We start from the raw sequence: 16,476 nt of genomic DNA, 5'->3' as shown, positions 1-16,476 counted from the left end.
TTACCTTTTGCATCGAATCAAGTATACTTGTGCGCGAATTTAAAGAGCCAAATTGTAAAAAGGAAATTCACGTGAATCCTATTGTAAAGTCATTCCAGTACGGTCAACACACCGTCACTCTGGAAACCGGTGTGATGGCCCGTCAAGCCACTGCGGCCGTTATGGTCAGCATGGACGATACCTGCGTATTTGTGACCGTAGTCGGCAAGAAAGAGGCCGATCACGGCCGTGATTTCTTCCCGCTGACCGTCAACTACCAGGAGCGTACCTATGCTGCTGGTCGTATCCCGGGTGGTTTCTTCCGTCGTGAAGGCCGTCCGAGCGAAGGCGAGACCCTCATCTCCCGTCTGATCGACCGTCCTATTCGTCCGCTGTTCCCGGAAGGCTTCCTCAATGAGGTTCAGGTCGTTGCGACCGTAATGTCCGTGAATCCGGCCGTATCCCCCGACATCGTTGCCATGATCGGTGCCTCTGCTGCACTGGCCATCTCCGGTATCCCGTTTGGCGGCCCGATCGGTGCTGCTCGCGTGGGTTACATGAACGGTCAGTATGTGCTGAACCCGACCACCACCGAACTGCCGCAGAGCGATCTGGATCTGGTGGTTGCCGGTACTGCCAACGCGGTACTGATGGTTGAGTCCGAAGCGGCCATCCTTTCCGAAGAAGTGATGCTGGGCGCCGTGGTATACGGTCACGAGCAGATGCAGACCGTGATCAATGCGATCAACGAGTTTGCCGCTGCCGTCGGCACCAAGCCGTGGGACTGGACTCCGCCTGCCGTCAACGAAGCTCTGAAAGCGAAGGTTGCCGAGCTGGCGAGCGCCGAACTGGGTGAAGCCTACCGCATCACCGAGAAGGCTGTTCGTTACGAAACCATCGCGGCCATCAAGGGTCGTGTGGTTGAGCAAGTTATCGCTTCCGGTGTGGAAGAAGATGCCAAGAAGATCGGCGAAGAGTTCCACAGCCTGGAAAGCCGCATCGTTCGTGGTCGCGTAGTACGTGGTGAGCCGCGTATCGATGGTCGCGATCCGGAAATGATTCGCGCCCTGAGCGTAGGTACCGGTATTCTGCCCCGTGCTCACGGCTCTGCCCTGTTCACCCGTGGTGAAACTCAGGCCATCGTGGTCGCCACTCTGGGGACCGAGCGTGATGCCCAGAACATCGACGAGCTGACCGGCAACCGTGCCGATCGTTTCATGCTGCACTACAACTTCCCGCCATACTGTGTCGGTGAGACCGGCATGATGGGTAGCCCGAAGCGTCGTGAAATCGGTCACGGCCGTCTGGCCAAGCGCGGCGTTGCTGCCGTGATGCCGAGCGCCGCCGAGTTCCCGTACGTGGTGCGCGTGGTGTCTGAAATCACCGAATCCAACGGCTCCTCCTCCATGGCGTCTGTTTGTGGTTCCTCTCTGGCGCTGATGGATGCCGGTGTGCCGATCAAGGCCTCCGTTGCCGGTATCGCCATGGGTCTGGTGAAGGAAGAAGAAGGTTTCGTCGTGCTGTCCGACATCCTGGGTGACGAAGATCACCTGGGCGACATGGACTTCAAAGTAGCCGGTACCACCGAAGGTGTGACCGCGCTGCAGATGGACATCAAGATCGAAGGCATCACCAAAGAGATCATGGAGATTGCGCTGAAGCAAGCTCGTGGCGCTCGTCTGCATATCCTGAAAGTGATGGATGAAGCAATCCAAGCTCCCCGTGCCCAGATCTCCGATTTCGCACCGCGTATCCACACCATCAAGATCAATCCTGAGAAGATAAAGGACGTGATCGGTAAGGGTGGTTCCGTGATCCGAGCGCTGACCGAAGAGACCGGCACCAACATCGAGCTGGATGATGACGGCACTGTACGTATCTCCGCTGTGGCCAACGAAGCCGCCATGGAAGCGATCCGTCGCATCGAGGCCATCACCGCCGAGATCGAAGTGAACCGCATCTATGAAGGTAAAGTTGTTCGTCTGGCCGATTTCGGTGCATTCGTCAACATTCTGCCGGGCAAAGATGGTCTGGTACACATCTCCCAGATCACCGACGCTCGCGTGCAGAACGTGGCTGACCACCTGACCATCGGTGACGTGGTCAAGGTGAAGGTACTGGAAGTGGATCGTCAGGGCCGCGTACGTCTCTCCATCAAGGAAGCGAACGCCCCGACCGAAGCAACTGTACCTGCTGCTGATGCCGCTCCGGCCGCAGAAGAAGCGCCTGCTGCAGAGTAATCTGCTCGCCTGATACCGGATCGGTTCCGGTTGATGTAAAAAGTCCGGCTCCCCAATGGGAGCCGGATTTTTTTATGGTCAAAACGCGCAATAAGGGATTACTTGCCGAGGATGGCGTATTGCATCTCTTGCAAGGGGAGCACATGACGGGCAGCTCCCAGCTTGATCGCCTCCTTGGGCATGCCGAAGACCACGCAGGAAGCCTCATCCTGGGCATAGGTGTTGGCACCCGCATCCAGCATCTCGCGCAATCCCCGGGCTCCGTCATCCCCCATGCCGGTCATGATGATGCCGGTGGCATTCTTGCCGGCATATTTTGCAACGGAGCGAAACAGCACATCCACCGAGGGGCGATGGCGGTTGATAAGCGGCCCGTCGACCACCTCGACGTGATAGTAGGCACCGCTGCGTTTGAGCAGCATATGCTTGCCTCCGGGGGCAATCAGCGCCAGCCCCGGGATCACCCGGTCATTGTTCCTCGCCTCCCGCACTTCTATCTGGCAGACCCCGTTCAGGCGTTCGGCAAACATGGCGGTAAATTTCTCTGGCATGTGCTGCACGATGACGATACCGGGGCTGACCCGGGGCAAGGCAGTCAGCACGGCTTCCAGCGCCTGGGTGCCGCCGGTCGAGGTGCCGATGGCGATGAGCCGCTCGGTGGTTTGTGCCATGGCGTGCTGGTTGGGCGCCAGCATGGCATCTGCGTTGAGTTTGGTGCTGACCGGCACAGAGGATGGCTTGCCCACGCGCTTGAGATTGGCCTGGGCCGCAGCACGTACCGCCATAGCCAGGTCGTGGGCAGATTCTTGCAGAAAGCTTTTTATCCCCATGGTCGGCTTGGTGATGATGTCCACCGCGCCGGCAGCCATTGCCTGCAGGGTGGTCTCGGCCCCCTTTTCGGTGAGGGAGGAGCAGATCACCACCGGGGTTGGATGCTCTGCCATGATCTTGGTGAGAAAGGTGATGCCATCCATACGGGGCATCTCCACATCGAGCACGATGACGTCAGGCCACTCTTTCTTCAGTTTTTCCTGGGCAAACAGGGGATCCGATGCCGTGGCTATCACCCGGATATCGGGCTCCTGCTCCAGCACCGCTTGCAATACCTGTCTGACCACGGCGGAATCATCCACCAGCATGACCCGGATCTGCTTCATTCTCGCGACTCCCGTTGATGTGGCAGACGATGATGGCGGAGCCAGACACTGCCGTTGCTGAGCTCAAAGAGCAAGCTTCGGTGGCCGCTATGGCCAAGATGATGAGCCTTGATATCAAGGCCAAGGTGTCGGGTCAGCTGCCAGGCTGCCTGAATATTTTTGGCGGCGACATTGTTGTCGCTCTGTGCGTATTGAGGCTCGGTAAACATGTTGCCACCCCCGAACAACTTGGCCTCATATTCATGGATAGGGGCGGGATAGTGACTGGCCGCTTGCAGCAGCAAGGCGAGGGCCTCATCGGCATAGCGCCCATCCAGCTTGGTTGAGGGATTGCGCCGACTTGGCAGCATGTAGTGACACATTCCTCCCTGTTTCTGCTCCGGATGCCACAAGGTGATGGCAATACAGGAGCCCAGTACGGTTCTGACCACCACATCCTCCTTGCCAAAGAAGAGCTCTCCTGGTTGCAGGATCACCTCCCGTGCCATGACTTATCTCTTCTGATAGATGGAAGGAGAGACAAGCTGCAGGCCGTGGTGCAGGCCATGTAGGCTCTCGGCGTGGCTCACCAGCAGGTAGCCACCGGGTTTGAGTCTGGGTACCAGCCGCTGCAAAACTTGCCCTTTGGTCTCCTTGTTGAAGTAGATCATCACGTTTCTGATGAAGATGACGTCAAACATGCCGATGTCTGGCAGATCCTGATTGAGGTTGATCTGCATGAACTGCACCTTGTCCCGCAACTTGCGATCGATGATGAAGATGCCCTCCTGCAGGCCCACACCCTTGAGGCAATATTTCATCAAAAAGGGCAGTGGAATATTTTGCGCCCGCTCGATGGGGTAGCGACCGCTCATCGCCTGTTCCAGTACCCGGGACGAGATATCGGAGGCCAGGATCTCCCAGTTGAAGGTGCTGCGTTTTTCCGCGAGGGTCATGGCCAGACTGTAGGGCTCCTCGCCAGATGAACTGGCGGCACTCCAGACTCGCAGCGATTGCTCTGGCGGGAGGGTTGAGACTATCTCCCGCGTCAGAAACTCGAAGTGTTTGGGCTCCCTGAAAAAGTAGGTTTCGTTGGTGGTAAGGAGATCGAGCGCCAGCTGCAGTTCGCTGCTGCGATCGTTCATGATGAGCTGGAAGTAGTCGTCATAACTATCCAGCTCATAGTGGCAGAGTCGCTTCGCCAGGCGGCTGGCTACCAGCGCCTTCTTGGCCGGAGACAGCTCTATCCCCGCCGTTTGATGAAGCCAGCGTTGGAAACGGGAGAACTCATCATCATGCAGCTGGGTTTGATACAAAAACTATCCCTCTACCTGTGTTGTCGGAGATGGGAGAGGCAACGCCTCTCCCGTGACTAGAACCGGACAAAATCGCCATCGCCCGTGGGGCGTTGGACTGTGGTGGCTCGTTCCCGACTGTTGGCCGTGCTCTCGTTCATAAAGCGACCTCGGGTATTGGGGTGAAGATGCGAGGTGGCTGCTTTACCTTCTTTGGTGTGGGCCTCCAGGGTAAAGAACTCCATGGCCAGCTGCAGCTGTTCAGCCTGGCTGCTCATCTCTTCTGCTGTGGCAGCCAGCTCTTCGCTGCAAGAGGCATTCTGCTGGGTAACCTGACTCAGCTGGTTCATGGCCTGATTGATCTGGCTGACACCGGTGGATTGCTCAACCGAAGCTGCACTGATCTCCTGAACCAGATCCGAGGTCTTGTTGATTGAGGGCACCATTTGATCGAGCAGGCGACCTGCTTTTTCCGCCATCTCGACACTGCTGGAGGCCAGCTCGCCAATCTCCTGTGCTGCCACCTGGCTGCGTTCGGCCAGTTTGCGCACTTCTGCCGCCACTACGGCAAAGCCTTTGCCGTGATCGCCTGCCCGCGCCGCTTCGATAGCAGCGTTGAGTGCCAGCAGATTGGTCTGGTAGGCGATGTCATCGATGATGCCAATCCGTCTGGCGATCTGCTTCATGGCATCCACTGTCAGTTTGACCGCTTCTCCTCCCTCTACGGCCTCTTTGGCTGCCTTGCTGGCCATGCCATCGGTGACCTGGGCATTGTCGGTATTCTGGTTGATGCTGGCGCTCATCTGCTCGATGGAAGCGCTGGTCTCCTCCATGCTGGAGGCTTGTTCACTGCTGGATTGGCTGATCGACTGGGCGGTCGCGCTTACCTGCTCGGCGGCACTGGAGAGGTTGTCAGAGGCGCCGCGCACTTCGGTGACGATGTTGGTGAGCGAAGCGATGGTCTTGTTGAGCGCATCCTTGGTGGTGCCAAACACGCCAGGGTAGTCCGCCTCAATCTGTTGGGTCAGATCACCTTTTGCCAAACATTGCACGACCCGGATGACGTCGTTGAGGGTGCTGTCGATCACTTCGGCAATCTGGTTGATCCCTTCTCCCATCGCCTGAAAGAAGCCGCTCTTGCCAGCAAGTTCCATCCTGCGGTGCAGCTCGCCATTGATCACGGCCTGCACAATGTCGGACATCTCTTTCTCTATCATCACCTCCTTGGTTCTGTCGGCCCATTCGACCACGGATCCCAACCGTTCTCCGGTATCGTTGAAGACCGGATTGGCGATCAGGGAGAAGGTGCGCCCCCCCAGCTGTATCTGGGTGCGGTAGGTGCTGTTGAGTTTGGCCAGCATGGCGCGCTGATGGCCGGGATTTTTATGAAAGCTGTCGATGTTGGCGCCCATCAGCTGATTGGCGTTGAAGCTGTATAGCTCTTTCTTGATGTCGGTCTCGGCCTGATTGAGCATGCCGGTCACTGCCTCGTTCATATAGATAATGTCGAGGTTGGTATCGGCAATCATCACGTTGGTGCTGGCGCAGTCGAGGGCTTTGCGAACCAGCTGGTTCTCATGGAGCAACACCTGGTTCTTTTTAATGTCGTTGCGGCTTTGTTCCAGCTTGTCACTGAGCAAGGTGACCACCTCGTTGATGGCATGTCCTACTTCACGCAAGGGGCTATCCATACCGGAAAGATCGAGTGGTGCTGGAACCTGCTCTGCCAGGACTGCGTGTTGCAGTTGACCGATTGCGTCGAGTAACAGGGTCCGCTGCCTCACTTCGGTGGCATTGTCTCCGAAGAGTTTTCCTAAGAGTGATTGGGTCATGAGCGTTTCCTTATGCTGCATGTCGTGGAGTATGGAGGCCTGTTCAGGAGGGTTGCAGGTTGCCTTGTGGCAACCTTGCCTGTGGCTGGGCCAGTTCGTTGAGTTGAGCCATCTCATCGAGTGACAACACTTTCCCGGTATCGATGAGGATGACGAATTTGCCGTTGACCTTGCCCATGCCGCTGATGAAATCGGCCCGGATGCGGGCACCAAAACTGGGTGGGGGCTCGATATCTGCTTGTGGGATACCCAGTACTTCCGATACGGAATCCACCACAACGCCAATATCCTGACCTACAGGTTCATCGCCCTGCGGGGCCACCCCCTCAATAATGACGATGCAACTGCGGCGGGTGATGACCGAAGGTGCATTGCCAAAGCGGGCATTCAAGTCTACGACCGACACTACCGCTCCTCTGAGGTTGATTACGCCGCGAATAAAACCCGGCATCATCGGAACCGGAGTGATATTGCCGTATTCGATGATCTCTTTGACCCCCAGAATATTGATGGCGAACATCTCGTTGTTGATCAGAAATGTCAGGTACTGGGCATCGCCACTGCTCTCGTCAGCGGCCGCTGATGGCACCGTGATGTCGGTGGATGTATGCATGGTCGCCTCCGGTTAAAAGCGGACAAAATCCGCGTCATCAATGGAATGGGATGATGGTTGATTGGGCTGGCTGGCCCGTTGTGGGGGGGCGATGAAACTGCCTCTGGGAGGCATGCCCTTGTGGCCGGTTTCATGGGGCCTGGTGTTGAGCTGCGCACTTTTCTCCAGAGCAAAAAAGGCCATGGTTTGCTGCAGTTCGCTGGCTTGCGAGCTCATCTCTTCGGCCGTGGCCGCCAGCTCCTCGCTGCTGGCCGCATTCTGCTGTGTCACCTGATTAAGCTGGTTCATGGCCAGACTGATCTGGTTGGCTGCGCTGGCCTGTTCCCCGGAAGCAGCATTGATCTCTTGTACCAGATCAGAGGTTTTGCGAATGGAGGGGACGATCCTCTCCAGCAGGTTGCCAGCCCGCTCTGCCTTGCTGACGCTGTCGGAGGAGAGCTCGCCAATCTCCTGCGCAGCGATCTGGCTGCGTTCTGCCAGTTTTCTCACCTCGGCAGCAACCACCGCGAAGCCTTTGCCATGCTCTCCGGCGCGAGCCGCCTCGATGGCGGCGTTGAGGGCAAGCAGGTTGGTCTGGTAGGCAATGTCGTCGATGATGCTGACTTTCTTGGCGATTTGCTGCATGGCGGTCACCGTCTGTTGAACGGATTGGCCCCCTTCTGTGGCCTCCAGCACCGAGTTGCTGGCCATGCTGTCGGTGATCTTGGCGTTCTCGGTGTTCTGATTGATGCTGGCGCTCATCTGCTCGATAGAGGCGCTGGTCTCTTCAACGCTGGCTGCTTGCTCACTGGTGGCCTGGCTCAATGCCTGCGCAGTGTTGCTCACCTGATTGGAGGCATTGGTCAGGTTGTCGGCGGCGTTGCGTACCTCTTCGATGATATTGGTCAGCGCAGTGATGGTCCGGTTGAGGCCGTCTTTGGTCTGGCCAAAAATACCTGGGTAGGGCTCATCGATCCGTTGGGTCAGATCCCCCTTGGAGAGCGCGGTGGCGATGCGCATCACATCTTCCAGGCTGGTATCTGTCACATGGGAGAGGCGATTCAGCAGTTCGGATACCCGCTTGATGTAGCCCTGACGATCCTCCAGCGCAATTTTGTGGCTGAAGTCGCCCTGTTCGACAGCGGCAGTGACCAAGGTCTCGATATCCGTGATCAAGGCCCCCAGTTTCTTGACCATGTTATCCATCGCCATCAAGAGCTGACCCGCTTCATCATTGGACTCTATCTGGATCGATACATCCAGATTGCCATCGGCCAGACTATTGGCCACGCGCAGAGCCTGTTCGATAGGGGTGATGATGCTTTTGATTAGCAGGGTGCCAAACCAAGCTGCGAGTGCGATGCCGACCGCGATAACCACCGCCATGGTTATCAGCATCACGTCATACCAGGATTGCGCTGCGGTATATTCCGACTTGGCCACATTGAGCTGCAGGTTGACCAGCTCGGTGATTTTGTTGCCTATCGGGTCGATGGAGCCATAGAGGGCACCGTCAAAAGTGTTCAGCATGCCAGTTATCATGCCGTGCTGGGTGGCGAGGTATTTCTCCAGCTTGCCAATATCGGTATCGGCCGCGTTGAACAGGGTTGTCGCCTCGGCTGACAAACGCTGTTCATCTGGTGTGAGAGTGGTGGACTGGTAGTGATGCCACTCGTTTTTGATTGTCTGCTGGGCCTGTTGTATCTGCTTCAAAGCCTCTTCTGCCGGGATCAGCCCCGCATTGGCCTTGTTGAGGTTGTCGATGATCGAGACGGCATAGCTGTCGGAGATAGTCTTCAGCTGCTTGAGGGGAACCACCCTGTCGTTGTAAACGCGCTGCAACCCGGTATTGCTGCTCTGCATGTTGTATAACCCGAGGCTGCCAACGGCCAGCAGCAGCAGGCAGAGCATGCAGAGCAGTACAATAAGACGCAATTTGATGGTGGAATTTTTTAACATGATGGTCCCCTCAGTTGATGCTGGATTGAGGCAGGTTGCGCGACACTGTCAACCTGTTGAGCTGACAGGATTCCTGAGTGATTGCGTGCTGGATCAGTGAAGGAATGTCGAGGATCAGGGCGACCTCTCCCCCCCCCAGAATGGTTGAACCACTAATGCCCTGCAGGCGCTGGAACAATTTCCCCAACGGTTTGATGACGGTCTGGAATTCTCCCAGCAGTTCATCCACCACCAGTCCGGATTTTTTGCCTGCATGGCTGACTACGACAATGTTCTCGCGCCTCCCCTTGCTGCCATTGGTATCGAAGTAGTGTTGCAGGCGGATAAAGGGCAGCACCTCGCCACGCAAATTGATGTAATTGCGACCCTGGGTATCGGACAGTGCACTCTGGGTCAATTCAACGCACTCGATCACCATATCGAGGGGAATGACGTAGTGGGTGTCGCAGACTCGCACCAGGAAGCCGTCGATGATGGCAAGGGTAAGCGGCAGACGGATCTGCACACGGGTTCCTTTTCCCGGGATGCTGTCCAGATCGACCGTGCCGCGCAGGGCAGTGATGTTGCGTTTGACGACATCCATGCCCACCCCGCGACCGGAGAGGTTGGTTATCGCCTCGGCGGTAGAGAACCCCGGCTCGAAGATCAGGTTGTATATCTCCTGATCCGTCAGCGTGGTGGTTGGGCTGATCAGACCGCGCTCGATGGCTTTTTGCTGGATCCTGGCTTTGTTGAGACCAGCTCCATCATCCCGAATTTCGATGACGATACTGTTGGAGTCGTGATAGGCATTGAGATTCAGGGTGCCACGGGGGGATTTGCCTGCCAGCAGCCGTTGCTCTGCCGATTCGATGCCGTGATCCATCGAGTTTCTGACCAGATGCATCAGCGGATCGCCGATCTTCTCTACCACCGATTTGTCCAGTTCAGTCTCGGCTCCGGAGATCACCAGGGTGATATCCTTGTTTAGCTCCTGACTGACATCGCGCACTACCCGTTGGAAGCGGTTGAAGGTATCGCCGATAGGCACCATTCGCAGGCGCAGTGCACTGTCGCGGATCTCTTCCACCAGCATGGCAATGACTGAGGTGGCTTCCTGCAGTTGGCTTTCGCGGGTGCGTTGGGCCAGCAGATTGGCTCCTGAACTGGCGACTACCAACTCCCCGACCAGATTGATTAGATCGTCCAGCTTGTCGGCATGCACCCTGACGTAACGGCCCTCTTTGCTCTTGCTCTCCTTGGTCTGGTTCTGTTTTTTCAGAGCAGCATCGACGACGGCTTCGTTGACGGCACCCTGCGCAATCAGGATCTCTCCGAGTTTGGGCGCTTGTTCTGCCGGGGTCGCTTGTTGTGCCTGCAGACCGCTCGCTAACTCCTCTGCGGTCAGGGCGCCGGTGTTGACCAGCAACTGTCCCAGCATGGCGCTATCTTCCGGCAGTGACTCAATCAGGTTGATGAACTCGGCGATCTTGCTGTGGGGCGGCAAGATGGTGATCTGGCAGTCATCTCTGACAAATTCAAAGACATCGCTGATGGCTGCCTTATCTGCCTGCGAGTCGAAGTCTATCTCGTAGCCGAGATAGCAATTCTCCGGATCGAACTGCTCCCAATCCGGTAACGCCTGATGGATGGTCTCCACCGAGCATATGGTTCCGAGAGTGCCGAGATAGCGCAGAAATGCGGCCGGATCCATGCCATTGCGCAGCACATTGGGACCAAAACGCAGGGAGATATGCCACAGGGAGGCGGAGCTGGTAATCCCTCCCTCTTTTTCGATCTTGGGTTCCGGCGTATGTACAGTATCTGGCAGCGTGGCATGGGGGACGCACTGATGACGGGTGAGGGTGAGCCTCAGCCGTTCATCCTGGTTGGCATCGCCATCGCTTAACGTGCTGCCCTGTTCTGCAACGACACTGATGAGCGTCTGGATGTGGTCACAGCTCTCCAGCAGATCCTTGATCAGAGGAGAGGTGACGGTGAGCTGCTGATTGCGGATCTGGTCGAGCAGATCCTCGACGATATGGGTAAACCCGACGATGGGTTGCAGACCAAACAGGCCAGCTGACCCCTTGATGGTATGAGCAGCACGGAAGATGGCACCAATCAGCTCGCTATTGTCAGGGTCAGATTCCAGTGATAGAAGGGCTGACTCCATCTCTTCAAGCAACTCGCGTGCCTCGGCGATATAGGTTTGTAAAGCCTGATCAAGATCGATGCTCACGGTGACTCCTTGTCATGGTGGCTCAGGGCCGTTCGCCATGGGTGATGAGGGTGGGGTCGCCAAAAAAGGCCGAGAGCTGGCAGAGCTCCAGCAGTTCAAGCACAACATGGCTGTGCCAGACCAGTGCCAGGGAGGAGCCTTGCTGCAGAGCGGTCTTCTTCGCTGCCAGCAGCAGTTGCAGCCCGGCGCTGTCTATCTCGGATACCGCTGCCAGATTCAGCTCCAGTTCGTTCCCCTGATGCAATAAGGGTGAGAGAGCATCTTTCAGCTCGCTGACTGTATAAATGGTGATCTCGTCCGGCATGGTCACCACTACCTTGTTGTCGAGTAGCTCACTCTGTAGTTGCATGATGCGCTCCGGATCACGGCATGATGAGCTTGGCGACTGCGGCCAGCATCTGTTCGGGCTGGAAGGGTTTGACCACCCAGGCTTTGGCTCCCGCGGCTTGCCCCTCCTGCTTCTTGCTGTCCTGAGACTCGGTGGTCAGCATGATGACAGGGGTAAATTTGTAGTTGGCCAGCTTTTTGGCCTCTTTGACGAAGGTGATGCCATCCATGTTCGGCATATTGACGTCACTGATGATCAGGTTGATCTTCTTGCCATCTAGTTTATTGAGCGCATCTTTGCCGTCAGAGGCTTCCATGACCTCATAACCGGCTCCCTTGAGGGTCATGCCCACGACTTGGCGAATAGTTGCCGAGTCATCCACGATCAGGATCGTTTTGCCCATATCTCTCTCCTAGAAAAATGTGATGTCGGCGCTGCTTGGTTGCGCGTTGACAGAACGGGTGGTGCGACCATGGTGAATATTGCGCTGTTCGTCGGTGGCGTATGAGAGCTCCATCTCTGCCAGCCAGCGATTGGCATCGATCTGGATTGGCCCTGTCGCATTGCTGCTCTGCTCCGAAGCAACCAGATGGCTGGAGAGGCTCTCCATGTTTTGTCTGACGTGGCTGAGGATCTGGCTGACCCTGTCTTGAAATTGCAGTGAGACAATGACGCTGGAGATTTCGCGATGGATATCGGTGCTCTCGTTTTGCAGCAGGGAGGCGGATTCCGCCAGGCTGTCAGTGGCATGGCGAAAACGGGCCAGTACCTGTTCGATTGTCTGCTCCGAGTTGAGCGCCGAGGCGTGATCCCGTGCGGCAGCATTTTCGGCAATCTGGAATGCGCGGCCGATAGCAGTATTGATGGTGTCTACCTTGTCGGTCATCTTCTGGGCTGTTTCGCTGGAGAGGCGGGAGAGGTTGCGCACTTCATCCGCGACCACAGCAAAGCCACGGCCTGCTTCCCCTGCACGAGCCGCTTCAATGGCTGCGTTGAGGGCCAGCAGGTTGGTCTGGGAGGCGATTTTGGCCACATCCATGGCCATGGTGTTGAGCTCTATGGTGTAGGTGGTCAGGCTTTTTATCTCACCCAGCATGGCGTCCCGATTGGCCTGGGCGGAGTGCAGGATGGCCACTACCTCATTGAGCTGCTGCTGGCTCTCGCTCAAGACTCCTGCCATGCCACGGGAATTGGCATCACCCAGTTCTCCGGCTGCCAGATGAGAAGCATTGACAGCTTCTTCCAGCTTGTTGGCCAAGCCGCTGAAGCGTTGGGTCAGGTCAATCATCGCGGCTTCGGTTTGTTGACGAGAGCTTTCAATTTGCTGGGACCAGATAGGTAGAGCCTTCTCGCACACCTGTTCGAGCCCGATGATGGAGTGGGCGAGAGGATCGGTTGCGACGGTTTGTTCCTCTCCTGCACGATGTCGGAGTGTGTGCTGGTGGAAGTGACTCGATGTCCAGAGCGCGGCGGCAATACCAACCAGCACATTGAGCAGCAGGTAGAGAGGTGACAGCGCATCGGCGAGCTGCAGCAACAGGCAGCTCAGCAGAGCAAGCCCGATGCAGCAAATCCAGCAAACCGGTTCCCAAAGCGGTGTGTTCACGCCACTTTTGTGTTGTGCCATACGTAGCTTATCCCTGTGCAATTATCTGGTAAGAGGTAAAGGCGCGGGACCGAAACAGTCATGGTGCCCCTTGACGCTCTTTTCTTTATTTATAGTTGGCACAATAAGGTTAGCGGAAAAAAATTAATTGGCTGCAAATCGGAGTTGTTTGTATCAGCGATTGCCGTATCAAGCGGCTTGCGAAATGGGGGGAAGAGCCAGGTGGGGATGAAAAGGAGAGAAGGAGCCTGAGGATTCAGGCTCCTGATGAGGATCAAGCCTCGTTGGCGTGGGCCTTCTGGCACCCTTCGACGGCATGGGCGATGAGCTCCAGCGCGCTCTGGTCGCACGGGGGCAGCTCGGCATCGCACGCCTTGATGGGGGTAACACGATCGCCCCACTTGATGATGGCGGCACCCCAGGTCAGGCCGGCACCGAAAGCGGCGGTCAGCAGATAGGAGTTCGGTTTGACGCGGCCCTGCTCCAGCGCTTCACACAGGGCGATGGGTACAGTGGCTGCGGAGGTGTTGCCGTAGTTTTCGATGTTGACCATCACCTTCTCCATCGGCGCATTCATCCGTTTGGCGAGGGTCTCGATGATGCGGATATTGGCCTGATGGGGAACGATCAGGTCGACCTGCTCCGGCGCAATGCCAGCTTGTGCCAGCACAGTGCTGGTGGCTTCACCCATGCCGCGCACGGCGCGTTTGAAGATCTCCGGGCCTTCGAAGTTGAAGGTGAACAGCCCATCGATATCGGCAAAACGCACCCGATCGGTACCGAAGTTCGGTACGTGCAGGATCTCCCGGGCTTCGCTGTCACAGCCCAGCTTGTTGGCGATCAGGCCACACTCCTGTTCGCTTGCCTCGATCACCACGGCACCGGCACCATCGCCAAACAGCACGGCGGTATCGCGGCGCGCCCAGTCCAGCAGGTAGGTGAGGCGCTCGGCACCAATCACCAGCACCTTCTTCATCATGCCGGTCTGCACCAGCGAGGTAGCGACGGAAAGGGAGTAGACGAAACCGGTGCAGGCAGCGTTGAGGTCAAACACAGCGGCGTTGACGGCGCCAAGCTTCTTCTGCACCGCAGAGGCGGCACTTGGCAGCAGGTTGTCCGGGGTGGCGGTCGCCAGGATGATGCCATCGAGATCGCTCGCTTCCAGACCGGCGCAGGCCAGCGCGCGGCGACCGGCCAAGGTGGCGAGATCCGAGGTGCTGACATGGGAGATCCGGCGGGCCTTGATGCCGGTGCGCGGATAGATCCACTCGTCTGACGTATCCATGATGGTGCTGAGGTCATCGTTGGTCAGCACGGAGGGAGGCAGGCATTTGCCCCAGCCGGTGATATTGGCGTATTTCATCTTGTTACCGCTTCTCAAAGTGGATCGCCCGCGGGCGGAAAATCGTGCAATTATGCCGTACGAGACAACCACTGTCATCTTGTGGTCATGGTTATGTGCAGAGCGAGCGGCTGCGCCATCTGGTCGCAAAGGGCTGCAATGTGCCGAACATGGCAGGAAATTTCGCTTAAAGCGCGGGACTCCTCTGCCCTAAGATAGGCATTTCGCCACCGATGAGGGTATCTTCTTGCTCAGAGCCAATCTCAACTTGTTGCCGACCCTCAAGGTGCTGCTGGAGACCCGCAATATCAGCCGCGCCGCCGAGCTGCTGCACCTGAGTCAGCCCTCCATCAGCAAGCAGCTTGCCCAGTTGCGCAGCGAGTTTGATGACGAGTTGCTGGTGCGGGAGGGGCAACGCTGGTTGCTGACGCCACGGGCCGAACTGTTGGCCGCCCAGCTGGCGGATTCTCTCGGTGCGCTGGAGCGGCTCTACGAGGCGCCCGGATTTGACCCGAGCCGCTGCGAGCGGGTATTTCGACTCGCCTCTTCTGATTATGTTGCCCAGCATATCCTGCCCGATATCTGTGCCGCGCTCGCCAAAGAGGCGCCGTTGGCGGCGCTGGAGTACAGCCTGTGGGACAAACGTCAGCTGCCGCAGCTGTGGCAGTCCGAGCTGGATCTGGTCTCTACCATCACCGAGCAGGTACCGGAGCAGATCCGAGGTCTGCATCAGGGGGAAGATCGGCTAGCGGTGTTGATGGGACGTCATCACCCGCTGGCGGGCAAGGCGCTGAGTCTCGATGACTATCTCGCCTGGCCTCACCTGCAGGTGAGCGGGGGAGGCGACAAGGACAGTCCGGTTGAGCAGGTGTTGGCGCCGCAGGGACTGAGTCGGCGCTGGTTTGCCAGAGTTCCCTTCTTTCAGGCGGCGGTGGAGGTGTTGCTGCGCACCGATTGCCTGATGACCACCCCGGCCCATATCGCCTGGCAGCTCTCCTGCGACCATGAGCTCACCTTTGTCGATCTGCCTTTTGCTACCCGCGACCAGCAGTATCATCTGCTGTGGCATCAGCGCCATCATCAGGATCCGGCTCACCGCTGGTTTCGCGAGCTGGCCTACCCCTTCCTGCGGGATCACCTGCAACGCACCGTCGGCGAGAGTCACAAGCTGCTCGATCTTGGCGGTTAGCCCCGGTCAGTTGTGTGGCGTTATAGCCATGGGTTATGGGTTCTATTCATAACTTTCACTACTGGCATAATGGCTCAGCCCGTACCCTGAATGCAGGTCATCATATCGAGCATATAAAGAGGAAATGCATGGAACTGACGAGTTGGCTGGCACTGGCCACAATCTGCGTGATGGGCGCCATCAGCCCGGGGCCGAGTCTGGCGCTGATCATCCGCAACACGGTGCAGGGCGGGCAAGGGCACGGCGTCGCCACTGCGCTCGGTCATGGCTTCGGGGTTGGTATCTATGCGCTGGTCACGGCGCTCGGCCTCTCTATTTTGATCACCCAGACCCCGATCCTGTTTGATCTGATCCGCTACGGCGGTGCTGCGTTTCTTGCCTGGCTCGGGGTGAAAGCCCTGCTGGCAAAACCAGCCAGTGACGAAGGGAATGAAGAGGTACATCAGTTGCGCGGTCGGCAGGGGGCCTTTGAAGGCTTTATGGTGGCATTCCTCAACCCGCAGCTGGCGGTCTTCTTCATCGCTCTGTTCAGTCAGTTTGTGCGGGCCGATACCGGCTGGAGCGAAGGGGGCATCATGATGCTCACCGCTGGCGGGATCGATGCAGTCTGGTACGTGCTGGTGGCGCTGGTACTCTCGCACGGGCCTGTATTGGCGTGGCTTAAAGCCAAATCCTTTGTGATCGATAAGGTGAGCGGCCTGGTGCTGCTTGGACTGGCACTCAAGGTGGTTATCTAATCCTGCATTTTGCGGATACC

The 16,476-nt window shown here is 57.4% G+C and carries 14 protein-coding genes; 3 read left to right on the top strand and 11 right to left on the bottom strand.

All coding sequences use genetic code 11. The features are described from left to right. Positions 1-71: 71 nt before the first annotated feature. The gene (gene pnp / locus ACB035_RS07105; protein ID WP_019445917.1) at positions 72-2,219 is read left to right on the top strand and encodes a polyribonucleotide nucleotidyltransferase; all 2,148 of its coding nucleotides are present in this window, start codon (positions 72-74) and stop codon (positions 2,217-2,219) included. A 98-nt stretch (positions 2,220-2,317) separates the two neighbouring features. Here pnp and ACB035_RS07100 read toward each other — a convergent pair whose 3' ends face one another. The 11 genes from ACB035_RS07100 to ACB035_RS07050 form a co-directional block, all read right to left on the bottom strand. Beyond that, complete coding sequence (locus ACB035_RS07100; RefSeq protein ID WP_005338795.1) at positions 2,318-3,376, bottom strand: chemotaxis response regulator protein-glutamate methylesterase; 1,059 nt, start codon at positions 3,374-3,376, stop codon at positions 2,318-2,320. Further along, positions 3,373-3,864, bottom strand: a complete 492-nt coding sequence (cheD, locus tag ACB035_RS07095; protein ID WP_064338650.1) for a chemoreceptor glutamine deamidase CheD — start codon at positions 3,862-3,864, stop codon at positions 3,373-3,375. The genes ACB035_RS07100 and cheD overlap by 4 nt, the downstream gene beginning before the upstream one ends. A 3-nt stretch (positions 3,865-3,867) precedes the next feature. Continuing rightward, a complete protein-coding gene (locus ACB035_RS07090; protein ID WP_064338649.1) occupies positions 3,868-4,671 on the bottom strand; it encodes a protein-glutamate O-methyltransferase CheR in 804 nt (267 codons plus the stop codon). Positions 4,672-4,727: 56 nt separating this feature from the next. Then, positions 4,728-6,482, bottom strand: coding sequence for a methyl-accepting chemotaxis protein (locus tag ACB035_RS07085; protein WP_371166969.1), 1,755 nt, complete (start codon positions 6,480-6,482; stop codon positions 4,728-4,730). 43 nt (positions 6,483-6,525) lie between these two features. Next, complete coding sequence (locus ACB035_RS07080; RefSeq protein WP_042080654.1) at positions 6,526-7,095, bottom strand: chemotaxis protein CheW; 570 nt, start codon at positions 7,093-7,095, stop codon at positions 6,526-6,528. Between the two features lie 12 nt (positions 7,096-7,107). Continuing rightward, entirely contained in the window at positions 7,108-9,033 is a 1,926-nt protein-coding gene (locus ACB035_RS07075; protein ID WP_005349563.1) for a methyl-accepting chemotaxis protein, read from the bottom strand. 10 nt (positions 9,034-9,043) lie between these two features. Continuing rightward, on the bottom strand, positions 9,044-11,254 hold the full coding sequence (locus ACB035_RS07070) for a chemotaxis protein CheA (protein ID WP_371166968.1): 2,211 nt from the start codon (positions 11,252-11,254) through the stop codon (positions 9,044-9,046). A gap of 22 nt (positions 11,255-11,276) precedes the next feature. After that, positions 11,277-11,603 carry an STAS domain-containing protein gene (locus tag ACB035_RS07065; protein ID WP_005358513.1) on the bottom strand — a complete coding sequence of 109 codons (327 nt, stop codon included), beginning with the start codon at positions 11,601-11,603 and terminating at the stop codon, positions 11,277-11,279. Positions 11,604-11,616: 13 nt separating this feature from the next. Further along, on the bottom strand, positions 11,617-11,985 hold the full coding sequence (locus ACB035_RS07060) for a response regulator (protein WP_005338778.1): 369 nt from the start codon (positions 11,983-11,985) through the stop codon (positions 11,617-11,619). A gap of 9 nt (positions 11,986-11,994) precedes the next feature. After that, a complete protein-coding gene (locus ACB035_RS07055) occupies positions 11,995-13,209 on the bottom strand; it encodes a methyl-accepting chemotaxis protein (RefSeq protein WP_021230363.1) in 1,215 nt (404 codons plus the stop codon). A gap of 253 nt (positions 13,210-13,462) precedes the next feature. After that, positions 13,463-14,551, bottom strand: coding sequence for a ketoacyl-ACP synthase III (locus ACB035_RS07050; protein WP_042080660.1), 1,089 nt, complete (start codon positions 14,549-14,551; stop codon positions 13,463-13,465). Between the two features lie 226 nt (positions 14,552-14,777). Here ACB035_RS07050 and ACB035_RS07045 point away from each other — a divergent pair, with 226 nt between their 5' ends. Beyond that, a complete protein-coding gene (locus ACB035_RS07045; protein WP_371166967.1) occupies positions 14,778-15,719 on the top strand; it encodes a LysR family transcriptional regulator in 942 nt (313 codons plus the stop codon). A gap of 128 nt (positions 15,720-15,847) precedes the next feature. Next, positions 15,848-16,456, top strand: a complete 609-nt coding sequence (locus ACB035_RS07040) for a LysE family translocator (RefSeq protein WP_371166966.1) — start codon at positions 15,848-15,850, stop codon at positions 16,454-16,456. Positions 16,457-16,476: the final 20 nt, after the last annotated feature.

It is taken from the genome of Aeromonas sp. S12(2024) (assembly GCF_041402305.1).
Lineage (GTDB): Bacteria > Pseudomonadota > Gammaproteobacteria > Enterobacterales > Aeromonadaceae > Aeromonas > Aeromonas veronii.
The sequence above is the reverse complement of the archived record's forward strand: the minus strand, read 5'-3'. Positions and strand labels throughout refer to the sequence as shown.

Excerpts from the sequence above, each read along its gene's own strand:
- ACB035_RS07100 (WP_005338795.1), bottom strand. The coding sequence starts at position 3,376 with ATGAAGCAGATCCGGGTCATGCTGGTGGATGATTCCGCCGTGGTCAGA.
- cheD (WP_064338650.1), bottom strand. The coding sequence starts at position 3,864 with ATGGCACGGGAGGTGATCCTGCAACCAGGAGAGCTCTTCTTTGGCAAG.
- ACB035_RS07085 (WP_371166969.1), bottom strand. The coding sequence starts at position 6,482 with ATGACCCAATCACTCTTAGGAAAACTCTTCGGAGACAATGCCACCGAA.
- ACB035_RS07080 (WP_042080654.1), bottom strand. The coding sequence starts at position 7,095 with ATGCATACATCCACCGACATCACGGTGCCATCAGCGGCCGCTGACGAG.
- ACB035_RS07075 (WP_005349563.1), bottom strand. The coding sequence starts at position 9,033 with ATGTTAAAAAATTCCACCATCAAATTGCGTCTTATTGTACTGCTCTGC.
- ACB035_RS07065 (WP_005358513.1), bottom strand. The coding sequence starts at position 11,603 with ATGCAACTACAGAGTGAGCTACTCGACAACAAGGTAGTGGTGACCATG.
- ACB035_RS07060 (WP_005338778.1), bottom strand. The coding sequence starts at position 11,985 with ATGGGCAAAACGATCCTGATCGTGGATGACTCGGCAACTATTCGCCAA.
- ACB035_RS07055 (WP_021230363.1), bottom strand. The coding sequence starts at position 13,209 with ATGGCACAACACAAAAGTGGCGTGAACACACCGCTTTGGGAACCGGTT.
- ACB035_RS07050 (WP_042080660.1), bottom strand. The coding sequence starts at position 14,551 with ATGAAATACGCCAATATCACCGGCTGGGGCAAATGCCTGCCTCCCTCC.
- ACB035_RS07040 (WP_371166966.1), top strand. The coding sequence starts at position 15,848 with ATGGAACTGACGAGTTGGCTGGCACTGGCCACAATCTGCGTGATGGGC.